Annotated in this window: 20 protein-coding genes; 9 read left to right on the top strand and 11 right to left on the bottom strand. The window is 71.4% G+C overall.

All coding sequences use genetic code 11. The annotated features are described in order from the left end of the window. The first annotated feature begins 9 nt into the window (after positions 1-9). From ACZ561_RS30565 to ACZ561_RS30555, 3 genes are read left to right on the top strand one after another with little or no spacing between them, the layout of a single operon-like run. Positions 10-534, top strand: coding sequence for a PadR family transcriptional regulator (locus ACZ561_RS30565; protein ID WP_329116555.1), 525 nt, complete (start codon positions 10-12; stop codon positions 532-534). Then, positions 531-1,214, top strand: coding sequence for an ABC transporter ATP-binding protein (locus ACZ561_RS30560; RefSeq protein WP_471001071.1), 684 nt, complete (start codon positions 531-533; stop codon positions 1,212-1,214). The genes ACZ561_RS30565 and ACZ561_RS30560 overlap by 4 nt, the downstream gene beginning before the upstream one ends. After that, positions 1,211-3,559: an FtsX-like permease family protein gene (locus ACZ561_RS30555; protein WP_471001067.1), complete on the top strand. Its 2,349-nt coding sequence runs from the start codon at positions 1,211-1,213 to the stop codon at positions 3,557-3,559. The genes ACZ561_RS30560 and ACZ561_RS30555 overlap by 4 nt, the downstream gene beginning before the upstream one ends. Before the next feature lie 53 nt (positions 3,560-3,612). On the opposite strand, the gene ACZ561_RS30550 is transcribed toward ACZ561_RS30555, so the two are convergent. Then, the gene (locus ACZ561_RS30550) at positions 3,613-4,554 is read right to left on the bottom strand and encodes a hydrogen peroxide-inducible genes activator (protein WP_471001501.1); all 942 of its coding nucleotides are present in this window, start codon (positions 4,552-4,554) and stop codon (positions 3,613-3,615) included. A 165-nt stretch (positions 4,555-4,719) separates the two neighbouring features. Between ACZ561_RS30550 and ACZ561_RS30545 the strand changes: the two genes are divergently transcribed. Together ACZ561_RS30545 and ACZ561_RS30540 are read left to right on the top strand one after the other, a co-directional pair. Then, entirely contained in the window at positions 4,720-5,274 is a 555-nt protein-coding gene (locus ACZ561_RS30545; RefSeq protein WP_471001064.1) for a peroxiredoxin, read from the top strand. 6 nt (positions 5,275-5,280) lie between these two features. Continuing rightward, the gene (locus ACZ561_RS30540; RefSeq protein WP_471001061.1) at positions 5,281-5,814 is read left to right on the top strand and encodes an alkyl hydroperoxide reductase; all 534 of its coding nucleotides are present in this window, start codon (positions 5,281-5,283) and stop codon (positions 5,812-5,814) included. 61 nt (positions 5,815-5,875) lie between these two features. Here ACZ561_RS30540 and ACZ561_RS30535 read toward each other — a convergent pair whose 3' ends face one another. The 5 genes from ACZ561_RS30535 to ACZ561_RS30515 form a co-directional block, all read right to left on the bottom strand. Beyond that, on the bottom strand, positions 5,876-6,589 hold the full coding sequence (locus tag ACZ561_RS30535) for a hypothetical protein (protein WP_471001058.1): 714 nt from the start codon (positions 6,587-6,589) through the stop codon (positions 5,876-5,878). Continuing rightward, entirely contained in the window at positions 6,586-8,121 is a 1,536-nt protein-coding gene (locus ACZ561_RS30530) for an AI-2E family transporter (RefSeq protein WP_471001055.1), read from the bottom strand. Before ACZ561_RS30530 ends, ACZ561_RS30535 begins: the two co-directional genes overlap by 4 nt. A 115-nt stretch (positions 8,122-8,236) precedes the next feature. Next, positions 8,237-8,926, bottom strand: coding sequence for an aggregation-promoting factor C-terminal-like domain-containing protein (locus tag ACZ561_RS30525; RefSeq protein WP_471001052.1), 690 nt, complete (start codon positions 8,924-8,926; stop codon positions 8,237-8,239). 376 nt (positions 8,927-9,302) lie between these two features. Further along, the gene (locus ACZ561_RS30520; RefSeq protein WP_376439674.1) at positions 9,303-10,625 is read right to left on the bottom strand and encodes a PhoH family protein; all 1,323 of its coding nucleotides are present in this window, start codon (positions 10,623-10,625) and stop codon (positions 9,303-9,305) included. A gap of 351 nt (positions 10,626-10,976) precedes the next feature. Further along, a complete protein-coding gene (locus tag ACZ561_RS30515) occupies positions 10,977-11,738 on the bottom strand; it encodes an isoprenyl transferase (RefSeq protein ID WP_376439677.1) in 762 nt (253 codons plus the stop codon). 110 nt (positions 11,739-11,848) lie between these two features. Between ACZ561_RS30515 and mgrA the strand changes: the two genes are divergently transcribed. Then, entirely contained in the window at positions 11,849-12,886 is a 1,038-nt protein-coding gene (gene mgrA, locus ACZ561_RS30510; protein WP_471001047.1) for an L-glyceraldehyde 3-phosphate reductase, read from the top strand. 400 nt (positions 12,887-13,286) lie between these two features. Here the strand turns inward: mgrA and ACZ561_RS30505 are convergent, their stop codons facing one another. Next, positions 13,287-13,640 (bottom strand): winged helix-turn-helix transcriptional regulator, encoded by a 354-nt coding sequence (locus tag ACZ561_RS30505; RefSeq protein WP_471001044.1) that lies wholly within the window; start codon positions 13,638-13,640, stop codon positions 13,287-13,289. Positions 13,641-13,717: 77 nt separating this feature from the next. On the opposite strand from ACZ561_RS30505, the gene ACZ561_RS30500 reads away from it, so the two are divergent. Next, positions 13,718-14,866, top strand: coding sequence for a winged helix DNA-binding domain-containing protein (locus tag ACZ561_RS30500; RefSeq protein WP_471001041.1), 1,149 nt, complete (start codon positions 13,718-13,720; stop codon positions 14,864-14,866). Positions 14,867-15,148: 282 nt separating this feature from the next. Here the strand turns inward: ACZ561_RS30500 and ACZ561_RS30495 are convergent, their stop codons facing one another. Continuing rightward, on the bottom strand, positions 15,149-16,693 hold the full coding sequence (locus ACZ561_RS30495) for a DUF2079 domain-containing protein (protein ID WP_471001039.1): 1,545 nt from the start codon (positions 16,691-16,693) through the stop codon (positions 15,149-15,151). 11 nt (positions 16,694-16,704) lie between these two features. Then, complete coding sequence (locus tag ACZ561_RS30490) at positions 16,705-17,676, bottom strand: prepilin peptidase (RefSeq protein ID WP_471001036.1); 972 nt, start codon at positions 17,674-17,676, stop codon at positions 16,705-16,707. A 40-nt stretch (positions 17,677-17,716) separates the two neighbouring features. Between ACZ561_RS30490 and ACZ561_RS30485 the strand changes: the two genes are divergently transcribed. Further along, complete coding sequence (locus ACZ561_RS30485; protein ID WP_471001034.1) at positions 17,717-18,100, top strand: DUF192 domain-containing protein; 384 nt, start codon at positions 17,717-17,719, stop codon at positions 18,098-18,100. On the opposite strand, the gene ACZ561_RS30480 is transcribed toward ACZ561_RS30485, so the two are convergent. After that, complete coding sequence (locus tag ACZ561_RS30480) at positions 18,072-19,178, bottom strand: hypothetical protein (RefSeq protein WP_471001031.1); 1,107 nt, start codon at positions 19,176-19,178, stop codon at positions 18,072-18,074. The genes ACZ561_RS30485 and ACZ561_RS30480 overlap by 29 nt on opposite strands. Before the next feature lie 130 nt (positions 19,179-19,308). After that, complete coding sequence (locus ACZ561_RS30475; RefSeq protein ID WP_376439699.1) at positions 19,309-19,674, bottom strand: hypothetical protein; 366 nt, start codon at positions 19,672-19,674, stop codon at positions 19,309-19,311. A 113-nt stretch (positions 19,675-19,787) separates the two neighbouring features. On the opposite strand from ACZ561_RS30475, the gene ACZ561_RS30470 reads away from it, so the two are divergent. Beyond that, positions 19,788-20,723 (top strand): hypothetical protein, encoded by a 936-nt coding sequence (locus ACZ561_RS30470; RefSeq protein WP_471001028.1) that lies wholly within the window; start codon positions 19,788-19,790, stop codon positions 20,721-20,723. Positions 20,724-21,884: the final 1,161 nt, after the last annotated feature.

Here is a 21,884-nt window from a genome sequence, read left to right as displayed (position 1 = left end):
GTGACGGGCATGTCAATCGGACACACCCTTCTCGGGCTCCTGGAGTCCGGTCCGCGCCATGGCTACGACCTCAAGCGCGCCTTCGACGAGAAGTTCGGCCACGACCGTCCGCTGCACTACGGGCAGGTCTACTCGACGATGTCCCGGCTGCTGAAGAACGGCCTCGTCGAGGTCGACGGCATCGAGGCCGGCGGCGGCCCCGAGCGGAAGCGGTACGCCATCACCGAGGCCGGCGTCACCGATGTCGAGCAGTGGCTGCGGCGCCCCGAGAAGCCGGAGCCGTACCTCCAGTCCACGCTCTACACGAAGGTCGTCCTCGCGCTGCTCACCGGACGCGGGGCGGCCGAGCTGCTCGACGTGCAGCGCGCGGAGCATCTGCGGCTGATGCGGGAGCTGACCCGGCGCAAGAAGGACGGCGACCTCGCCGACCAGCTGATCTGCGACCACGCCCTGTTCCACCTCGAAGCCGATCTGCGCTGGCTGGAACTGACCGCCGCCCGGCTCGACCGGCTCGCCGAGGAGATCCGCCGATGACCACGACCCCCCTGCTCCGGGCGAGCGGCCTGGACAAGGCGTACGGACCGACGCCGGCGCTCTCGGGCGCCGAGTTCGCCATCCGGGCCGGCGAGGTCGTCGCCGTCATGGGCCCCTCGGGCTCCGGGAAGTCCACCCTGCTGCACTGTCTCGCCGGGATCGTGCGGCCCGATGCCGGCACCATCACCTACGACGGGCGTGAGCTGAGCGCGATGTCGGACGGCGAGCGCAGCGCCCTGCGCCGTTCCGACTTCGGCTTCGTCTTCCAGTTCGGACAGCTGGTGCCCGAGCTGACCTGTGTCGAGAACGTCGCCCTTCCGCTGCGTTTGAACGGCGAGCGGCGCAAGAGCGCCGAACAGCGCGCGCGGGACTGGCTCGCGCGTCTGGAGGTCGACGACATCGCCGCCAAGCGGCCCGGTGAGATATCCGGCGGCCAGGGCCAGCGGGTCGCGGTCGCCCGCGCGCTCGTCAGCGCGCCGCGCGTGCTCTTCGCCGACGAGCCGACCGGTGCGCTCGACTCCCTCAACGGCGAGCGCGTCATGGAGCTGCTCACGGACGCGGCCCGGGACACGGGCGCCGCCGTCGTCCTCGTCACCCACGAGGCCCGGGTCGCCGCCTACTCCGACCGCGAGGTCATCGTCCGCGACGGCGCCGTCCGGGACACGGAGTGGGCGGTATGAGGCTCCGTACCTGGGCCCGGGATCTGACGCTCGGCGCGCGGTTCGCGGTCACCGGAGGCCGCTCGGGCCTGCTCCGCACCCTCCTGACCGCGATCGGCGTCGGCTTCGGCGTCACCCTCCTGCTCGCCGCCGCCTCCCTGCCCGGCATGCTCTTCCAGCGGGAAGTGCGGGAGGCGAGCCGCTCCGTCGACGGCAGCGAGCAGGAGACCGGCCCGCGCCCCGACACCTTTCTCCACCTCGGACAGACCACGCTCTACCGGGGCGATGCCGTCACCGGGCTCCTCCTGCGTCCCGAGGGCGCGGAGACCCCCCTCCCGCCCGGCGCGGCGAAGCTGCCCGCGAACGGCGAGATGCTGGTCTCCCCCGCGCTCCGCGAGCTGCTCGACTCCCCCGACGGCGCCCTCCTCAGGGAACGAATCCCCTACAAGGCCGTCGGGACGATCGGCGACGCCGGACTCATCGGCCCGAACGAGCTGCGCTACGTCGCCCAGGTCGACTTCCTCACCACCGACAACTACGACGGGCGCGGATCGCGCTACGGCTGGTCGGTGCCCGCGGAACCGTTCAACGCGTTCCTGATCCTCCTCGTCCTCGTCGCCTCCGTCGTCCTGCTGCTCCCGGTGCTCGTCTTCGTCGCGACCGCCGTCCGCTTCGGCGGCGAACAGCGCGACCGCCGGCTCGCCGCGCTCCGCCTCGTCGGCGCGGACACCGCGACGACCCGGCGGATCGCGGCCGGCGAGTCCCTGGCGGGCGCACTCCTCGGCCTCGCGGTCGGTGTCGGACTCTTCGCGGTGGCCCGCCAGTTCGCCGGTACGGTCACCGTCTGGGACGTCAACGCCTTCCCGTCCGACGTCGTGCCGATGCCCGCCCTCGCCGCGCTCGTCCTCGCCGTCGTACCGGTCGCCTCGGTCGTCGTCACGCTCTTCGCGCTGCGCGGAGTGGCGATCGAGCCGCTCGGCGTCGTCCGGTCCGCCGCACCACGCCGCCGCCGACTGTGGTGGCGGGTGCTGCTCCTGGCGGCCGGCGTGGCCATGCTCGTCCCGCTGTTCGGGACGGTGGAGCTGAACCAGACCGCGATCGACACCGTGGGGATCGGAGCGGGCGTCGCCCTCGCCCTGATCGGCCTCACCACCCTGCTGCCGTGGCTCGTCGAGGCCGGTGTGAAGCGGTTGCACATGGGGCCGGTGTCCTGGCAACTGGCCGTCCGCAGGCTCCAGCTGAGCAGCGGAACGGCGGCCCGCGCCGTCAGCGGCATCGTCGTCGCCGCAGCCGGCGCGATCGCGCTCCAGATGCTCTTCCAGGCGATGGAGAACGACTTCACGCAGGCCACGGGCGAGGACTCCACACGGGCCCAGCTCGTGGCCGAGACCGAGGCGACGACCGGCGACGAGGCCCGGGAGATGATCACCCGCTTCGCGAAGACCCGGGGCGTCAGCGGAGTGTCCGGCACGATCACGTCCTATGCGTGGCGGCCGGGCGCCCTGAAGGAGGGCGAGGAATTCTCCCCGACCACCTCGATCAAGGTCGGCGACTGCGCCTCCCTCCGCGAGTTCGCGAACCTGCCCTCCTGCACGGACGGCGACGTCTTCATCGCCCTCGCGCACGGCGCCCAGGGAGCACCGCCCGACAGCTGGGTCACCGAGACCGCGAAGCCGGGCAGGACGGTCGCCCTGCGGGACCCGGAGGAGCACAAGGGCCCGCTCCCCCAGTGGCGGATCCCCACCACGGCCCGGATCGTGGACTCCCGCCCCGACCCGACGGGCATGTACGAGTTCGGGATCCTCGCCACCCCGTTGTCGGTCGACGCGGCCCGGCTCGACGATCCCGCCGCGCTCGCCATGGTGCGGCTCGACCCGGCCGTGCCGGACGCCGCCGAGTACGTACGGAACACGGCGGTGGCTCTCGACCCGACCTCGTGGGTCCGCACGCTCAAGAACACCGAACGGAACGCACAGTTCAGCAGTGTCCGCACCGGCATCCTCGTCGGCTCCACCCTGACGATGCTCCTGGTGGCGGCCTCGCTCCTGGTGACCACGCTCGAACAGCTCAGGGACCGCAAGCGGCTGCTGTCCTCGCTGGTCGCCTTCGGCACCCGGCGCTCCACGCTGAGCTGGTCGGTGCTGTGGCAGACGGCGGTGCCGATCGTGCTCGGTCTCGTCCTCGCCGTGGCGGGCGGGCTCGGTCTGGGGGTCGTCCTGCTGAAGATGACGGGGCAACAGGTCCTGGACTGGTGGGTCTTCCTGCCCATCACCGGGATCGGGGTCTCGCTGATCGCGGCCGTGACGCTGCTGAGCATGCCGGTGCTGTGGCGGCTGATGCGGGCGGACGGCCTGAGGACGGAGTAACCCGCCGAGCGCGTGTACGACGGATGGGCGCGGGTTCCTGAAGCCGGGGGGTTTCAGGAACCCGCGCCAACGACCCGTACCGGAAGGCGCTTCAGCGCGCCCCGCAGCGCCTCGGCCAGCTCCTCGAACTCGGCCTGCCGGGCGGCGCCCGTCCGCATGGCGAGGGCGACCTGCCTCGAGGGCGCGGGTTCGGCGAACGACCCGGTGAACAGGGCCGTGTTGCGGGCGGTCTCGACCTTGACGGCCGTACGCGGCAGCAGCGTCACGCCGAGGCCGCCCGCCACCAGCTGGACCAGGGTGGAAAGCCCCGCCGCGGTCGTGGTGACCGGCGCCCCCTCGGTACGCCCGGCCTCGCGGCAGATGTCCAGGGCCTGGTCGCGCAGACAGTGCCCCTCGTCCAGGAGCAGCAGGTTGAGCTCCTTGAGCGCCTCGCGCGGTATGTCGTCGCGCCCGGCCAGCGGATGGCCCTCCGGGGCGACGAGCACGAAGTCCTCGTCGAAGAGCGGGAGTTCGCTGACTCCGGGGACCCCGAGCGGCACGGCGAGCAGCAGCAGGTCGAGCCGCCCGGCCGCGAGCCCCTCCAGGAGAGAGGAGGTCTGCTCCTCGTGGACCTGGAGGTCGAGCTCCGGGTAGCGCCGGTGGACCAGGCTCAGGACGGTGGGCAGCAGATACGGGGCGACCGTCGGGATCACACCGAGCCGCAGCACCCCGGTGAACGGGGCCTGCGCCGCCTCCGCCTCCTCCATCAGCTCCGCCACCGCGTCCAGGACGGCCTTCGCCCGCACCGCGAGCCGCTCCCCGGCGGGCGAGAGCAGCACCTTGCGCGTCGTACGCTCGAGGAGCTGGACACCGAGTGCCTCTTCGAGAGCCGAAACCGCGCCCGAGAGCGCCGGCTGGCTCATTCCGATCGCCGCGGCGGCATCACGGAAGTGCAGCTGCTCGGCGACCGCCACGAACGCTCTGAGCTGGGAAAGACTGGGCTGCTTGCCGCGCATCGGGCCGATGTGCGGGCTGTACGGAGAGACCACTGATAACCACCTTCGATCAACACGAGGCAGTCTAGCTATTTCACTGATCAATGCACTCCGTGCCAGGATGATCCCACGTCCAACCCCCTCGGAAGACCCCAAAAGGGACTTCCTCCTGTGCAAGGAGAGCGCGTGCTCACTGTCGGTGACCAGTTCCCCCTCTACGACCTGACCGCCTGCGTGTCGCTGGAGAGCGGCAAGGAGTTCGAGCAGATCGACCACAAGTCCTACGAGGGCAAGTGGCGTGTGGTGTTTTTCTGGCCCAAGGACTTCACTTTCGTCTGCCCGACCGAGATCGCCGCTTTCGGCAAGCTGAACGACGAGTTCGCGGACCGCGACGCCCAGATCCTCGGCGTCTCCGGCGACTCCGAGTTCGTGCACCACGCCTGGCGCAAGGACCACGCCGACCTGCGTGACCTGCCCTTCCCGATGCTCGCCGACTCCAAGCACGAGCTCATGCGCGACTGCGGCGTGGAGGGCGAGGACGGCTTCGCCCAGCGCGCCGTCTTCATCGTGGACCCGAACAACGAGATCCAGTTCACGATGGTGACCGCCGGCTCCGTGGGCCGTAACCCCAAGGAGGTCCTGCGGGTCCTGGACGCCCTGCAGACCGACGAGCTGTGCCCCTGCAACTGGAACAAGGGCGAGGGCACCCTCGACGCCGCCGCGCTCCTGTCGGGCGAGTGATCTGACATGGCCCTCGACGAACTGAAGTCCGCCATACCGGACTTCGCCAAGGACCTGAAGCTGAACCTCGGTTCGGTGATCGGCAACAGCGAGCTGCCGCAGCAGCAGCTCTGGGGCACGGTCCTGGCCTGCGCGATCGCCTCGCGCTCGCCGAAGGTCCTGGCCGAGCTGGAGCCGGAGGCCAAGGCCAACCTCAAGCCCGAGGCGTACACGGCCGCCCAGTCCGCCGCCGCGATCATGGCGATGAACAACGTCTTCTACCGGACCCGGCACCTGCTGTCGGACCCCGAGTACGGGACGCTGCGCGCCGGTCTGCGGATGAACGTCATCGGCAACCCGGGCGTCGAGAAGGTCGACTTCGAGCTGTGGTCGCTGGCCGTCTCCGCGATCAACGGCTGCGGCCAGTGCCTGGACTCGCACGAGCAGGTCCTGCGCAAGGCCGGTGTCGACCGCGAGACGATCCAGGAGGCCGTCAAGATCGCCTCGGTGATCCAGGCGGTCGGCGTGACGCTGGACGCGGAAGCGCTCATCGCCGAGTGAGGCGTGTGACGTGACGAGAAGGGCCCCGGGTTACGAACCCCGGGGCCCTTCTCCGTCGCTGTCACCGCTTGAGCGCGGCCATCAACGCCCGGGCGTCCTCGGCGAGGAAGTCCCCGATCCCCGACAGATCGGCGGAACGTCTCGGCCGCTCGACGGCCACCCCGGTCGCCGAGTCCACCTCGTAGTCCCCGATCGCCATGAGTTCGATCTTCACCTCGGCCTGGCCGTCCAGGACATGGATCCAGGCGCCGGTGGAGGATCCCTTCGGGGGCCTGTCCACCCACATGAACGCCGTCTCACCCAGCCCGTCGACCCGCTCGGCGTCGTCCTCGTAGCCGGAGTCCTCGATCCGGGCCTCGAACTCCGGTCCCGGGTCGGTCTCCTTGTGCAGCGTGTAGGTGACCGCCACGTCGTAGCCGCCGCTCTCGGTGTTGCCCAGCGTCGCGTTGCACCGGGCGATGTCCAGCGCGGGATGATCCGTGGTCAGGCCGTTGGCGTCGGCCGCCCTCTTTCCGAGGGCCGTGGACAGCCCCTTCAGCTCCGCCTGCTCGCAGAGGTTCGAGGTGGTCCCGTATCCGCCCAGGTCCGGTCCCCCGTCCTGGGTCCGCTCGTACGCGTAGAGTCCGCCGGCCCACACCGCCGACGCCACCACCGCGCCGCCCAGCGCCCACAACCAGGGAGGGCGCGGACGCGGCGGGCGCGGTGCCGGCTCGTTCCGTACGGTCTCCGCCACGGGGAACTGCGCACCGTCCGCCAGCTCCGGCTCGGAGATCATGCGTCACCCCGCTCGGGTGAACCGGGCGCCGGGGTCGGCGCCACCTCGAACGCCGTCGCTCCGTGCGGTCCCGGCGAGCTGAGCATGGCCTGTTCCTGACTGTAGGCGCGGAGGTAGCCGACCACGGTGTTGGTGACCGCGACCAGCGGCACCGCCACCACCGCGCCACCGATACCGGCGGTCAGGCCGCCGGCCGCGACCGCGAGGACGACGGCCAGCGGGTGGACCCGGACCGCGCGGCCCAGGATGAACGGCTGGAGCACATGGCCCTCGATCTGCTGCACGGCGAGGACGACGACGAGGACCATGAGGGCGGTGAACACCCCGTTGGTGACAAGGGCGACGACCACCGCGAGGGCTCCGGAGATGACGGCGCCGACCAGCGGGATGAAGGCGAAGAGGAAGATGAACACGGCCAGCGGGACAGCCATCGGGACATCGAGGAAGTAGAGCCCGAGGCCGATGAAGACCGCGTCGATCAGTGCGACGAGCACCGTGCCCCGCACATAGGCGGTCAGCGTCCGCCAGGCCCGGGGCCCCGCGCCGGCGACGCCCGGGCGGGCCTGCGCGGGCACCAGCTTCAGCGTCCACTGCCAGACCTTCTTGCCGTCGTACAGCAGGAAGAGCGTGGAGAACATCGCGAGCAGGATGCCGGTCAGCGCCTCGACGACGACGGTGACGCCCTGGAGTCCGGCGGAGGTGATCTGCTCGGTGTTGGCGCCGACGGTGTCGCTGAGGTTCTTCGCGATGTCGTTGATCTGCTTCTCGGTCACGTGGAACGGACTGTCGAGCAGCCACTGCTTGAGCTCTTCGATGCCGTCCCTGACCCGGTCGGACAGGTTGTCGATGTTGTCCATGACCTGCCAGACCACGAACCAGCCGACCAAGCCCATGATCACGAAGCCGGAGACGGCGGTGACGGCCGTGGCAAGACCGCGCGGCAGCCCGGCATGGCGCAGCCACTTCACCGTGGGCTGGAGCAGGGCGGTGACGAGCAGCGCGGCGACGAAGGCGAGGACGACCAGCTGCACGGAGCTGATCACCTTCATCAGCACCCAGACCGTGCCGGCGAGCACGAGCAGCCGCCAGCCGGCCTCGGCGGCGACCCTCATGCCCCACGGGATCGCGGCGACCGGGTCGGGCCGCGCGGCGACAGCGGGGGCGTAGGCCGGCGGGGCGGGTACGGAAGCGGCGGTACTGCCGGTCCACGGCGCACGCCGCCCGGGCCACCGCGCGGACTCGAACGTGCCCTTGAGGTGCGGGCCTCCGCCGGACTCCTCCTCGACCTCGGCGGCGGGTCGGGTGCCGGGGGCGGTGGCCGCCTCGGTGCCTGGCTCCTGCCCGGGCGTGGGCGCGGACTCGGGCGTACCGCCCGCGCCTTCGGCGGGCGGGGGCGTCGACCCGTTGCCGGGTGTGCCCGATTCGCCCGGTCCGTCCGGCCGTTCCGCGTGCGCCCGGCGCTCGTCCAGCCGGTCACCCATGCGACTCAGGCCCTCGCCCAGCCGGTTCAGCCACCGTGGCAGTCTCGACATGATCTTCCCTCTTCCCCCCGCTCACTCCCCCCGGGAGCCGTGGACCAGAAACCTACACGCATGAAACCCCCCACCGTAGGACGGTGAGGGGCTCCACAAGGTTGAGCTCGCCGGTCTAGTACCAGCGGTTGGCCTGCCAGAAGTTCCACGCGCCGCAGGGGCTGTCGTAGCGGTTGTTCATGTAGTTCAGGCCCCACTTGATCTGGGTGGCCGGGTTCGTCTGCCAGTCGGCACCGGCCGACGACATCTTCGAGCCCGGGAGGGCCTGGACCAGACCGTACGCGCCCGAGGACGGGTTGGTCGCGCGGTAGTTCCAGCCGGACTCGTGGTCCACGATGTTGCTGAAGCACTGGAACTGCGAGGCCGGGATCATCTGCCGGGCGATCGCCTTGACCTCGGCGATGGAGTACGAGCCCTGGGCGGAGAAGCTCGAAGCGTCGCGGACCGAGGAGCGTTCGGCGCGCGCTTCGGCGTCCTTGCGCTCCTTCTCCGCCTTGTCGGCGGCCTTCTTCTTCGCTTCGGCGTCCTTGGCGGCCTGGATACGGGCCGCTTCCTCCGCGGACTTCTTCATGGCCGAGTCGGCCGCAGCGGCCTGGACGTCGGCCTGCTCCGAGAGCGAGGAGACCTGTACCTGGGCCTGCTCGCCCGCGGGGATGTCCGCGAGCAGCGTGGTATCGGCCGCGGTGGCCTCGAAGTTGTCGTCCGAGGGCTGGGTATTGCCCGAGGCAACACCCACGACGGCGCCGACGGTGGTGACCGCAGTGGCCGAAGCCACCGCGAATCCCCGGACCGAGATCCGGCTCACACGGTTTCCTTCCAGCATCGCCCACGCAGGTGACCAAGCGGGCGAAATCGTGCCCCTTGCGCTGGTCTCCGACGTACTGGGTCACAGAAGACACGGGCCCGTGGTGCTGTGGGCGGCATACGGCGAACGGTTGTTGAGTTGTGTGGTGCAGCACCCTTGAGGGTGCACGTGTGCCGTATGCGGGGCCTGACGGAAGCAAGACTCTGCCGGACGGCGACGCCGCAAGGCAATTCTGCGTTGCGTGTGAAAGCTCACACCTCGTAAGTCACAGGGGTTTTGGCGAATTCTGCGGACAGCACGACGCCGCCCGGCTAAGCTCCTGCGCTTTGCCGGGCGGCGCCAACTCCCGTACGGGTACGGGACGGTGCGAAACGGGTCAGATCTGGCCGTCCTCCAGCATCTCGGTCACGAGCGCGGCGATCTGCGAGCGCTCGGAGCGGGTCAGGGTCACGTGGGCGAAGAGCGGATGACCCTTCAGCTTCTCGACCACGGCGACCACTCCGTCGTACCGGCCGACCCGGAGGTTGTCGCGCTGGGCGACATCATGGGTCAGCACCACACGGGAGTTCGCCCCAATACGGGACAGAACGGTCAACAGGACGTTCCGCTCCAGGGACTGGGCCTCGTCCACGATGACGAAGGCGTCATGGAGGGAGCGGCCCCGGATGTGGGTGAGCGGCAGGACCTCCAGCATCCCGCGGCCCAGCACCTCCTCGATGACCTCACGGCTCGCCACCGCCGAGAGCGTGTCGAAGACCGCCTGAGCCCAGGGGCTCATCTTCTCGGCCTCGCTGCCCGGGAGATAGCCGAGCTCCTGGCCGCCGACCGCGTACAGCGGACGGAACACCATCACCTTCTGGTGCTGCCTGCGCTCCAGGACCGCCTCCAGGCCCGCGCAGAGCGCCAGCGCGGACTTGCCCGTGCCGGCCCGGCCGCCCATCGAGATGATGCCGACGTCCGGGTCCAGGAGCAGATCGAGCGCGATCCGCTGCTCGGCGCTGCGGCCGCGGATGCCGAACGCCTCCCGGTCGCCCCGCACGAGCCGGACGTTGCCCTCTGCCGTGATCCGGCCGAGCGCCTTGCCCCGCTCGGACTGCAGGACCAGGCCCGTGTGCACCGGGAGCTCGGCGGCCTCCGGGACGTACAGCGTGTCCTGGTCGTAGAGGATGTCCACCTGGTCGGCGGAGAGGGCAAGTTCGGACATTCCGGTCCAACCGGAGTCCGTGATGGCGAGCTCCGCGCGGTACTCCTCCGCGAGGAGACCGACCGAGGACGCCTTGATGCGCAGCGGCAGGTCCTTGGAGACGACCGTGACGTCGTACCCCTCGGCCTGGAGATTCCGCGCGACCGCCAGAATCCGTGAGTCGTTGTCCCCCAACCGGTAGCCGGCCGGGAGCACGCCGGGGTCGGAATGGTTCAGCTCGACACGCAGGGTGCCTCCCAGATCCCCGATGGGGAGCGGGGAGTCCAGGCGCCCGTACCTGACCCGGAAGTCGTCCAGGAGGCGCAGGGCCGCCCGGGCGAAGTAGCCGAGCTCGGGGTGGTGCCGCTTGGCCTCCAACTCGGTGACCACGACGATCGGGAGCACGACCTCGTGCTCGTCGAAGCGGGACACGGCGTTGGGGTCGGCCAGCAGGACGCTGGTGTCGAGTACGTAGGTGCGCCTGTCGGACAAGCGGCGCTTAGTGCTGGTCACCACGGAAGGACAGACCCCCTTTGACGACCCTTGTGAGGTCGGGGCGCGACGGAAGCGGTGTCGCTGCGGGATGGGACCGGGCTCTGGCCACGACGCGCGGGCCGAGCTCCGGCCCTCCGCTCCGTCCGTACATGTCCTGCACGGTCGTCCTGGTGCAACGGGCCTCCCGGGTGGCGGTCTCCGTGCCGCTCACTCTGGAAGGGGTATTCCCTCGAACACCCGCCGCCATGCCATGGCATATGACGACGTGTTCATACTGTGCCTTCCGGGGGACGACCCCCAGGCCCCCGGCCCCGATGACCCGCCCCGCGGCGGACTCCCGGCCCCCGTCGGGGCCGTGGCGGCCGGCCTCCGTCAGGTGCCGTAGCGGCGGTGCCGGGCCGCGTAGTCGCGCAGCGCGCGCAGGAAGTCGACCTTGCGGAAGGCCGGCCAGTGGACCTCGCAGAAGTAGTACTCCGAGTGGGCGCTCTGCCACAGCATGAACCCGGACAGACGCTGCTCACCACTCGTACGGATCACCAGGTCCGGGTCGGGCTGGCCGCGTGTGTAGAGGTGCTCGGAGATGTGCTCGACGTCGACGATCTCGGCGAGCTCCTCGAAGCTGGTCCCCTTCTCCGCGTGCTCCAGGAGCAGCGAGCGGACCGCGTCCGCGATCTCCTGGCGGCCGCCGTAGCCCACGGCGACGTTGACGAGTATCCCCGTGTTGTCGTGGGTGGACTGCTCGGCCTCCTTCAGTACGGACTGGGTGCGGGCGGGCAGCAGATCCAGCGTGCCCACGTGGTGCACCCGCCAGCGGCCGTCCGAGGCCAGGGCGCGCACCGCGTCCTCGATGATCGCGAGCAGCGGGACGAGCTGCGCCTCGGGCCGGTTCAGGTTGTCCGTGGAGAGCATCCAGAGCGTGACGACCTCGACGTCGGTCTCGGCGCACCAGCCGAGCAGCTCCTGGATCTTGTCCGCGCCGGCCTTGTGGCCCTGCTCGGGGGTTCCACCGGAGGCCTTGGCCCAGCGCCGGTTGCCGTCGAGGATGACACCGATGTGCTTGGGCACCTGGTCATGGTCGAGGCGGCCTTCCACCCGGCGTGCGTAGAGCCCGTACACCAGGTCGCGCAGGTTCACTGTTCTTAACCCCTCCATGCAGCGGCGGTCCCCGAAGCCGACACATTACTGCGCACGGGTCAAAGGCTCCCAGCCCGGGACTGTCACAAGTCCGTGATAAGCAGAGATACGTGACTGATTCCTCCCTGTACCGCGCCTCCGCGGACCGCTACGAGCACATGGAGTACCGCCGCACCGGCCGCAGCGGGCTCAAGCTGCCCGCCGTCTCCCTCGGCCTGTGGCACAACTTCGGCGACGACCGCGCGCTCGACTCCCAGCGCGCGATCCTGCGCCGCGCCTTCGATCTCGGTGTGACCCACTTCGACCTGGCGAACAACTACGGGCCGCCGCCCGGCTCGGCCGAGCTGAACTTCGGCAAGATCTTCGCGCAGGACTTCGCGTCCTACCGGGACGAGCTGATCGTCTCGACGAAGGCCGGCTATCTGATGCACCCCGGCCCGTACGGGGAGTGGGGCTCCCGCAAGTACCTGATGTCCTCGCTCGACGCCTCGCTGAAGCGCATGGGCCTCGACTACGTCGACATCTTCTACTCGCACCGCTTCGACCCGCACACCCCGCTGGAGGAGACGATGGGGGCGCTCGCCTCCGCCGTCCAGCAGGGCAAGGCGCTGTACGTCGGTGTCTCCTCCTACAACAGCGAGCAGACCGCCGAGGCCGCGCGGATCCTCAAGGAGATGGGTGTCCCGGCGCTCATCCACCAGCCGTCGTACTCGATGATCAACCGCTGGACCGAGGAGGACGCCCTCCTCGACACGCTGGAGGCGGCCGGCATGGGCTGCATCTCCTTCGTGCCGCTGGCACAGGGGCTGCTCACCAACAAGTACCTGAAGGGCATCCCGGAGGGTTCGCGGGCCACGCAGGGCAAGTCCCTCGACCCGAACCTGCTCTCCGACGAGGTGCTGCGACGGCTGCACGGCCTGGCCGACATCGCCGAGCGCCGCGGACAGTCGCTCGCGCAGCTCGCGCTGTCGTGGGTGCTGCGCGACGAACGGATGACCTCCGCGCTGATCGGCGCGTCCAGCGTCGGGCAGCTGGAGGAGAACGTGGCCGCGCTCGCCGGGCCGCCGCTGACGGAGGAGGAGCTGAAGGAGATCGACTCCTTCGCCGTGGACACCGAGGGCACCAACATCTGGGCCGGACGGAACTGACTCGTCCGGGTGCTCAGCGCTGGGGCCCTGGCCCCGGCTCGCGGTCCCGCCTGGGTCCTGGTCCCTGGGTCCCGGTCCTGGGAAGGCCTGGGTCCCGGTACTGGGAAGGCCTGGGTCCCGGTCCGAGGAACGAAAAACGGGCCGGTCCGTGGGGGGGATACGGACCGGCCCGAGGGGGGGTTTCCACCATAACCCTTCATCACCGGTGCTGCGTGCCAAGCGGCGCCAATGGTCTGTCCGGGAATTGCCGGAGCCCAGACAGGACAAGGGCCATGGAGCCCGTTGGCGGGTTTGCGCCCCGGCGTGGCGGCGGGTTCCGTACCTCCCAAGAGGGACCCCCGAGGAGAGGCCTCCGGTTGACGACGCGCACCTCCGGCACAGGTCAGCGGCCGGGCACAGGTCAGGCGGCCTGCTCCGCCTTACGGGCGAGGATCTCGGTCATGAAGCGTTCGCCCCACTCCCCCAGCGGCACCAGCGCCGTGTTCAGCGCCTCGCCGAATTCCGTCAGGGAGTACTCCACCCGGGGCGGGACCTCCGGGTAGACCTCCCGGTGGACGACTCCGTCCGCCTCCAGCTCGCGCAGCTGCTGGATCAGCACCTTCTCGCTGACACTGGTGAGCTGCCGCCTGAGCTCCCCCAGGCGCGTCGCGCCGTGCGTGTGCAGCGCCCACAGGATCAGCGGCTTCCACTTGCCGCCGACGACGTCGACGGCCGCGTCGAGCCCGCAGTCGTACCTGGTCTTCCCCTTGGCCATCGCCAACTCCTCTATTCGTCCCGACTGTTCGGTCAAGGCGGACAGACTCCGACCTATTCCGGCCCTACCGTCGAACCATGACCGCTACCCCACCACAGGTCGGCTGGGCCCAGGCCGACGCCCGAAGGATCCACCGGCAGTTCCTGGACGAACCGACCGACGCCCCGCCGCCGGCGGTGGCCGCCGCGATGCTCGGGGCGCACGCCCAGGTCCTCTCGGCCGCCGAGCTGTCCCTGGCGCTGCGTACGGCCGAGGCGACGCGGGCCGAGGTGCGCGCGGCACTGAGGGAGGACCGCACGCTGGTGAAGACGTACGGCCCGCGCGGCACCGTGCACCTGCTGCCGGCCGGCGATCTGCCGCTGTGGACGGGGGCGCTCTCCGCGGTCCCGTGGACGCGCGCGCTGCCCGACGGGCTGCGGCTGACGGAAGCGCAGACCGAGGAGGTCATCGCGGCGATCGGGGACGCGCTCACGGGCACGGAGCTGACCGTGGACGAGCTCACGGACGCGATCGTGGCGCGCACCGGGCCCTGGGCGGGCGAGCGGGTGATGGAGGCCTTCCAGGACAAGTGGCCCCGCTGGCGCCAGGTGACCCATCTGGCCGGCTGGCGCGGGGTCCTCGCCTTCGGGGCGGACCGGGGCCGGAAGGTCACGTACACGAACCCCGGGGCACGCCCCATGGAGGGGACGAAGGCGCTGCGCGCGCTGGTGGAGCGCTATCTGTACGCGTACGGCCCCGCGACTCCGAAGCACTTCGCGCGCTGGCTGGCGGCCCCGGCCGGCTGGGCGGGTGAGCTGTTCGCCGCCGCGGCGGGGGAGGGACGGATCGAGGAGGTCTCCTTCGAGGGTGCGGCGGCGTGGGTCGTCGCCGGGGACACGGAGTTCCCGGACGCGCCCGCGCGGGGGGTGCGGCTGCTGCCGTACTTCGACGCGTTCTCGATCGCCTCGCAGCCGCGCGAACGGCTCTTCCCGGGGAAGACGTACGAGCGGGCGCTGGCGGGCGGGCAGGCGGGGAACTACCCGGTGCTGCTGGTGGACGGGGTCGTCGCCGGGGTGTGGCACCAGCGGCGCTCCGGGAAGCGGATCGCGGTGACGGTGGAGCCGCTGAAGCGGCTGAGCGCGGCGCGCGTGCGCGAGCTGGAGGCGCAGGCCGCCCGGGTCGGGGCGGTCCTGGAGGGCACGGCGGAGCTGACGGTGGGCCGGGTGGAGGTGGGACCACACGCGTGAGGGGCACGCGCGAGTGAGGCGGGGCGCGCTCGTAAAGGGGGGCGGAGGGCACGCGCGCGTGAGGCGGGGCGGCGCGGGGTGATGGTGATGCGGGGCCGGCGGCACGCGCGCGTGAGGCGGGACGGGACCGTACGTGAGGCGGGGCGGGCGGCACGCGCGCGTGAGGCGGGCGGAGGGCGCGCGTGAGGTGGGTGGGCGTGAGGCGGGGGCGGAGGGCAGGCGCGCGTGAGGTGGGTGGGCGGGGTGTGTGCCCCGCCCACCGGAGCCACCCGAGCCGCGCCGTCACATCGTCCGACGGCGCAGGAGCGTCACCCCGTCCCCCTCCGCCACCAGCTCGTACCCGTACACCTGGCGCGCCAGCCTCAGCTCCGCCTCCTGCACGTCGAGCCGGTACGGCCACTGCCCCTGCGAGCCCAGCCAGCCCTCCGGCGCCTCCCGGTCGTGGACGATCCACTCCGCGGTGGGCTGCGGCAGGAAGCTCAGCGGGGACTTCGGCGCCTGCTCCTCCACCGGGTACGTCGGGAAGACCACGACCGAGCAGCGCGAAGTGAGCTGCGGTACCAGCCGGTTGGAGGCGGCCACGGTCGCCCCGTCGGGGATCCGCGCCAACAGCGCGCGGGCGGTCTCGACGTGCGGGTCGGTGCGCCAGGTCGACACCGCAGCCACCTGCGCAAGGGGGAAGGACGGCACCAGGACCACCGTCACCGCCAGGACGGTGAGGAGCGAGGCCCTCACCTCACGGACCCGAAGCGGATAGGGCTCGCTGCGCCACACGGACAGCGCGTCGATGAGAGCAGCGAAGACGACCGGCATCAGGATCGCGCTGTAGTGGAAGGCCGTGCCCCAGTGGGAGCTGCTCTCGGAGAGCATCCGCCAGGCGAGAGTCGGGACGGCGATCAGCGCGAGCGGTGAACGGAGCGCGAGCAGCGCGGACGGGGCGAAGATCAGAACCAGTGTCGCCGCCTTGACTTCGGGCTGCAGCGCGTCGATCGGAAGCATGGCGAGGGTGGCGAGCAGGGAGCCGTCGGTGTCGGGCAGGTTGCCGCCGTAGAAGTACTCCCCGGTGGGGTTCACGGCCGGCAGCAGCACCTTGATCGCGAGGACCGAGCCGAGCAGCCCGCCCACCGCGGTCACGGCGCCGAGCCGACGCGGGCCCTTGACGGCGACGTACACGCCGATGGCGGCCACGGTGAGCCCCAGGTCCTCCTTGACGAACAGCAGCGGTACGGCCCAGGCGACCGCGGCGCCCCACCGCTGACGGCCGAGCGCTTCCAGGGAGAACGCCAGCAGGGGTACGGCGAAGGCGACCTCGTGGAAGTCGAAGACGACGGCGGAGGCGATGCCCCAGCTCAGCCCGTATCCGGCGGCGACCGCGTGAGCCGCCCAGGTGCCGAGCACACGCTGGGCCCAGCGCGCGAGCGGCACGACGGCGAGGGCCAGCAGGGCGGACTGGGCGACGAGCAGGCAGGTCGCGGAGGGCCAGATCCGGTAGAGCGGCGCGAGGACGGCGAGGAGCGGGTGGAAGTGGTCGCCGAGGAGGTTGAAGTCCTCGCCGCGCAACGGGACGACCGGGGCGCGGACTTCGGAGTAGGCGCGCACGGCCTGCTCGAAGATGCCGAGGTCGTAGCCGGTGGTGCGCAGGAGGAAGTGGCGGCGCAGGGCGACGGTCGCGTACAGGAGGCACAGACCGGCGGCCCAGGCCCAGGGCAGGAGGGAGCGCTTGCGGAGCGCGGGGGCGGCGGGCCGCTCGGGGACTGGTGGGGTCTTCACGGTTGGTTCGGACGAATCACCTGGCAGGTCCGGCAGATCACCGGTCTTTGTCCACATATATGCGGATGCTAGGGCGTAGCGACGAACGCTCCCATGAGCACGCCGAACAGCGCGCCGCCGATCATGAACGGCCCGAACGGGATCGCCGACTTACGGCTCCCCCGCCGCGCGAGGACGAGGCCGAGGCCGTACAGCGAGCCGAGGAGGAACCCCGAGAAGGCTCCGACGAAGAGGATCCCCCAGCCATACCAACCGAGGGCGGAGCCGAGCGAGAGCGCGAGCTTGACGTCACCGAGGCCCATGCCGTTCGGGTGGATCAGGAACAGCACGAGATAGCCGCCGCCCAGGGCGAGGCCGCCGAGCAGCGCGTGGAGCCAGGAGCCGGCGTCGTACGGCAGGAGTTCGGCACCGAGGAGGAGCAGGGGCGTGGCGGCGGCGAGCGGGAGCGTGAGCTGGTCGGGCAGCCGGTGGACGCGTACGTCGACGGTCGCGAGGAGCACGGCGAAGGGCGCGTAGAGGAGCCAGACCGCGAGCTCGGGGCGGGGGCCGGTGACGGCGGCGAGGGCGGCACAGGCGAGGGCGGTGAGGAGGGAGGGGGTGACGCGGGAGGGGAGGGACGGCCCGAGGGAGGGGGCGAGGCGGGAGGGGAGGGACGGCCCGAGGGAGGGGGCGAGGCGGGAGGGGAGGGACGGCCCGAGGGAGGGGGGCGCGGGGTGCGGGGGCGCGGGGTGCGGGGGCGCGGGGTGCGGGGGCGCGGGATGGGGGCCGGGGTGCGCGGGCGCGGGATGGGGGCCGGGGTGCGCGGTACTTTCCGCACTCGCCGTACCGACCTCACGGGCGCCGGGCGTGCGGTCCGCGCAGGCGGCGCAGCCCGGACCGCCGAGCCAGCCGCGCGCGGGGCCGACCAGAGCGTGTCCCGCCTCGCAGCTGTCCCGCCACCGCTCTTCCGGATGGACCGACAGCCGGTACGCGGCACGTGGCACGAGCAGTCCGGCTGTTGCACCCCACAGGGCGGCGACGACGATCAGCGTGGCGTACACGCGCGGCACCCTACCCAGCCGGGCCGCTACCGTCTCCCCTATGGGGAGACCGGGGAAATGGCGTGACGGAGCGGGAGGTCTGCTCGTCGGGGAGACGTCCGCCGGGGAGGACCCACTCCCGCTGGAGATCGCGGCGTCCTACCGGGCGCGGCGGCGGGGCCTGCTCGGCCGGGACGGGATCGGGGGCGCCCTGCTCATCACCCCGACGAACAGCGTGCACACCTTCGGAATGCGCTTCGCGATCGACGTGGCCTACCTGGACCGTTCGTTCACCGTCCTGGACGTGGTCACGATGAGGCCGGGGCGGCTCGGGATGATCCGTCTGCGGGGCCGGCACGTGCTGGAGGCGGAGGGCGGCGCGATGGCTGGCTGGGGTCTGCGGCCGGGCGTACGGGTCACGGTGGTCCCGAGCCGAGGAGAGTGAAGGCTCCGTACACGCCCGACGCGAGCGCGAGCCCGGCGAGGACGAGGATCCGGTTGCGTAGCCGGAGCCGTACGAGCGCCACCGCGGCCGGCAGCAGCAATCCGAACGCGGGCATCATCAGCCGCGGCCGGGAGCCGAAGTAGGCGGCTCCGATGAGGGAGACGACCACGACGGCGATCGTGTACACGAGCAGCGGCAGCGGCTGCTTCTGCCGTACGCAGAGGACCACCAGCCATGCGAGCAGACCGAGCGCCGCGCAGAGTCCGAGGGCGGCGAGCGGCGGCAGGCCCCAGATGAAGCGGGCGAGCGCGACCCCACCGTCGATGGAGTTGCCCCAAGCGGCCTGGACGTCGAAGTAGGCAGTGGGACTGCCCTCCCGTACCCCGACGTAGACGATGTACGCGAGCCAGCCCAGGGGGGCGATCAGCACACCGGCCACCATGCGGGCGGGCAGCTTGCGTTCGCGGACGACGGTGACGATCGCGGTGATTCCGATGGCTGCGATGAGGGCGGCGGCGGTCGGCCGGGTGAGCCCGGCGAGCACGCAGAGCGCACCGGCCAGGATCCAGCGGTCGCGCAGCACGGCCAGGATCGACCAGGCGGCGAGGGCGGTGAAGAGCGTCTCCGTGTACGCCATCGACTGCACGAACGCGGTCGGGTACACGCCCCAGAGGACGGCGAGGGCGACTCCGGCCTGCCGGCCCGCCGCATGGCTGCCGACTGCGTAGATCCCCCAGGCCGCGGCGAGCGAGGCGGCCCAGGAGACGAGCAACCCGGCGGTGGCGGCGTCGACGGGGAGGACGGTGGACAGGGCCCGTTCGAGAGCCGGGAAGAGGGGGAAGAAGGCAAGGTCGGAGTGGACGCTCCCGTTGGGGAGGGTGACCTGGTAGCCGTACCCGTTCTCCGCGATGCGGACGTACCAGACGGCGTCCCATCGACCCGTCAGCCGGTGCAGCCCGTCCTTGCCGGCCACGGCAGCGGCGACGGCGAGGACCGCGAGGCCGATGACGCGGGTGGCGGCGTAGCCCCCGAGGGCGGCGGCGAGGGATTCCGGGGGACGGGGTCGATCTGGGGACATGCGCTCGATTATGTCGGGGGCTCGAGCGGGGCCGGTCAGGAGGACGGCGGGAAGGCGGTACGCCTCCCCTCTCTACCCGTCCTCCGCTCTCCCTCTCCCCGTCCTCACCCGCGGTTCTCACCCCCGGTTCTCACCCACCGGGCCGAATCCTCCCGAACCGCGCGGCCATGACGGGACCGAGCTGGAGGACGATGGCGTGGCCGGGCTCGTCGGGGTAGGGCAGGTCGTTGAGGAACGAGGTGACGATGACCTCGTCGATGCCGAGGACACCGCGCCCGCTCTGCTCCTCCAGGAAGTCGAGGGTGCGGCGCCAGTCGGCCGTGCCCGGGGCCTCGCCGAGGAACGAGCGCACCGTGTCCTGGACGACGTCCCAGAAGAACACGTGGGGCAGTACGCCGCCCTGGTTGAAGACGTGGGTGTCGAAGGCGTCCCGGAATTCGGGGATGTGGTTCACGAGGTCGCTGACCAGTTGCACGCTCGGCGTTGTCGTCGTCATCAGCAGTCCACTCCGGAGGAGTCCTGGTGCCCGTTTCGACCAGGATGCGGCATGAGGGCGAGGGATATCCACAGGGGGTGCGAACTGTCGGGTCTCCGTGGATCGTTGGAGCCATGCACGACTTGGCGAGACTGGCGCGTGGCGGGGTGCTCCTGACCGCGTGGGCGTACGCGGCGGGCTGGCCAGGGGGCGGCCGACTGGGGAGGCGACTGCGCCATGAGGGGTGGCAGCGGATCTGTCGGGGCGTGTGGGCGGTCCCGGGGAAGGAGGTGGATTGGAAGGTCAGGGCGAGAGCGGTCCAGCTGCTGCGTCCGGAGCTGGTGTGCAGCCACGGCACGGCGGCGGCGCTGCACCGAGTCGAGGTCCTGGACGCGAAGCGGGAGGTGGGGGAGGTACTGGAATTCACGGCGAGCCGAGGGGGCGGCGGTGGATCCGCCCGGACGGACCTGCGGGTCCACAGGACGGGCGGGCTCACCGAAAGGGACACGTGCGTCCGGGCAGGCCTCCGGGTGACGAGCCCGGCGCGGACGGTCGGCGACCTGATGCGGAGCTGCGGCACGCGCGAGGGGGCGGTGGTCGCGGCGGACTCGGCACTGTCCCGCCGCACGGTCCGGGGCATACGGCGCGAGCCGATCGTCCACCACGAGGCCCTGGCGGCCGAACTGACCGCACGCCGACCGGGCGCGCCCCGGGCCCGCCGCTGGCTCCCTCTGACGAACGCGGCCTCGGGCTCCCCGGCGGAGACGATCGCCCGCCTCCGCATGCACGACGCCGGCCTCCACCCGGAATGCCAACCCCTCCTCCACTCCCGCTCGGGCCGCACCCTCCGCCCGGACTTCCTCTTCCGTGAGGCGGGCCTGGCGATCGAGATCGAGGGCTACGCCTTCCACGGCACCCGCCAGGCCCACGCCCGCGACATCCGCCGCTTCAACGAACTCACGAACTGCCCGGCGATCCACAGAGTCCTCCGCTTCACGGCAACGGACGTCTTCCACCACCCGGACCACATGATCAAAACGATCCGATCGGCGCTGGGGAAGTCGGGGTGAGCGGGCCAGTCGGCATCGAGTGCTACGACACCGAGGGCCACCGGCCCTCGTCGGCTTCTGGCTCACGGAGCCTGGGACGAGCAGGCCCGACCGCTTCGGGGCCACGGCGCCCGGGGCCACCGGCCCTCGCCGGCCTCCGGCTGACGGAGCCTGGGACGAGCCGGACCCATCAGCATCGGGGCCACGGCGCCCGGGGCCACCGGCCCTCGCCGGCCTTCGGCTGACGGAGCCTGGGACGAGCAGGACCCATCAGCATCGGGGCCACGGCGCCCGGGACAAGCCCCCAGCTGGCACGTGCCTGACGGAACCCGAGGCAAGCGGGACCGACCGCGTCCAGGCAACGGCGCCCGGGGCCACCGGCCCTCGTCGGCTTCTGGCTCGGCCGCCCTCGCTCCGAGTGTGGCGCCCTCCGCCGGGCCCTCAAGGGCGCTCCCTGCGGTCGCGTCGCTGCGCGATGGCCTCCGGCCACCCTTGACCGCCCGACTCCGGACGCCCTTTCACACTCGGAGGGCGGCCCGGGGGCGTGGCCACGCGGGCAGGCGGCGATCGCGGCTGGGCTCGGCTCAGCGCCTGCCGCCGATTGGGTGGGACTGCGCGGCAGTTGAATGGGGCGGCCCAGCATCGCTGAGCGTGTGGCGGCCGGTGGGTAGCCGGGACTCATGCCCCGCTGGTCACTCCCGGTGGGTGGAGAGGCGAGTTGATCAGCACGAGCGACCCTAGGCCTCCACAACTCACCCTCGACGGACCCCAATGAGCCCTATCCGGGGAAGTTACCGCGAGTAGTGGAGGCTTAGGGACACCAACCACGACCAGAAGGCCCCACGCTCCCGCGGAACGGCACCAAGTCCGCCCACCCGCGACCGGGACGTGTCTTCGCCGCACCCGCTCTCAACCCCGGCTCCGGCCTGCGGGCTCCTGCCGCACCCCGTCCAGGCCCGACCCGTCTTGCACCCCCCAACGCACTCAGCCTCAGCCCCCAGCACACGCCTTCGGTCTTCCCCTACGACTCCTCGACCCCGTCAGGGTTTCTGGAAGGGGCGGGGTGGGGGAATGTCACCACCCACCGGGGAGTGACCAGCGGGGCATGAATCCCAGCCACTCACCGGCCAGCACACGCTGAGCGCCGCCGGGCCACCCCATTCAACTGCCGCGCAATCCCAC

It is taken from the genome of Streptomyces sp. NPDC039609, from assembly GCF_055596705.1.
This window is presented reverse-complemented; position numbering and strand designations above follow the sequence as displayed.

What these genes read in the sequence shown, in the direction of transcription:
- ACZ561_RS30565 (WP_329116555.1), top strand. Translation starts at nt 10, where the DNA reads ATGTCAATCGGACACACCCTTCTCGGGCTCCTGGAGTCCGGTCCGCGC.
- ACZ561_RS30560 (WP_471001071.1), top strand. Translation starts at nt 531, where the DNA reads ATGACCACGACCCCCCTGCTCCGGGCGAGCGGCCTGGACAAGGCGTAC.
- ACZ561_RS30555 (WP_471001067.1), top strand. Translation starts at nt 1,211, where the DNA reads ATGAGGCTCCGTACCTGGGCCCGGGATCTGACGCTCGGCGCGCGGTTC.
- ACZ561_RS30550 (WP_471001501.1), bottom strand. Translation starts at nt 4,554, where the DNA reads ATGCGCGGCAAGCAGCCCAGTCTTTCCCAGCTCAGAGCGTTCGTGGCG.
- ACZ561_RS30540 (WP_471001061.1), top strand. Translation starts at nt 5,281, where the DNA reads ATGGCCCTCGACGAACTGAAGTCCGCCATACCGGACTTCGCCAAGGAC.
- ACZ561_RS30535 (WP_471001058.1), bottom strand. Translation starts at nt 6,589, where the DNA reads ATGATCTCCGAGCCGGAGCTGGCGGACGGTGCGCAGTTCCCCGTGGCG.
- ACZ561_RS30530 (WP_471001055.1), bottom strand. Translation starts at nt 8,121, where the DNA reads ATGTCGAGACTGCCACGGTGGCTGAACCGGCTGGGCGAGGGCCTGAGT.
- ACZ561_RS30505 (WP_471001044.1), bottom strand. Translation starts at nt 13,640, where the DNA reads ATGGCCAAGGGGAAGACCAGGTACGACTGCGGGCTCGACGCGGCCGTC.
- ACZ561_RS30500 (WP_471001041.1), top strand. Translation starts at nt 13,718, where the DNA reads ATGACCGCTACCCCACCACAGGTCGGCTGGGCCCAGGCCGACGCCCGA.
- ACZ561_RS30495 (WP_471001039.1), bottom strand. Translation starts at nt 16,693, where the DNA reads ATGTGGACAAAGACCGGTGATCTGCCGGACCTGCCAGGTGATTCGTCC.
- ACZ561_RS30485 (WP_471001034.1), top strand. Translation starts at nt 17,717, where the DNA reads ATGGGGAGACCGGGGAAATGGCGTGACGGAGCGGGAGGTCTGCTCGTC.
- ACZ561_RS30480 (WP_471001031.1), bottom strand. Translation starts at nt 19,178, where the DNA reads ATGTCCCCAGATCGACCCCGTCCCCCGGAATCCCTCGCCGCCGCCCTC.
- ACZ561_RS30475 (WP_376439699.1), bottom strand. Translation starts at nt 19,674, where the DNA reads ATGACGACGACAACGCCGAGCGTGCAACTGGTCAGCGACCTCGTGAAC.
- ACZ561_RS30470 (WP_471001028.1), top strand. Translation starts at nt 19,788, where the DNA reads ATGCACGACTTGGCGAGACTGGCGCGTGGCGGGGTGCTCCTGACCGCG.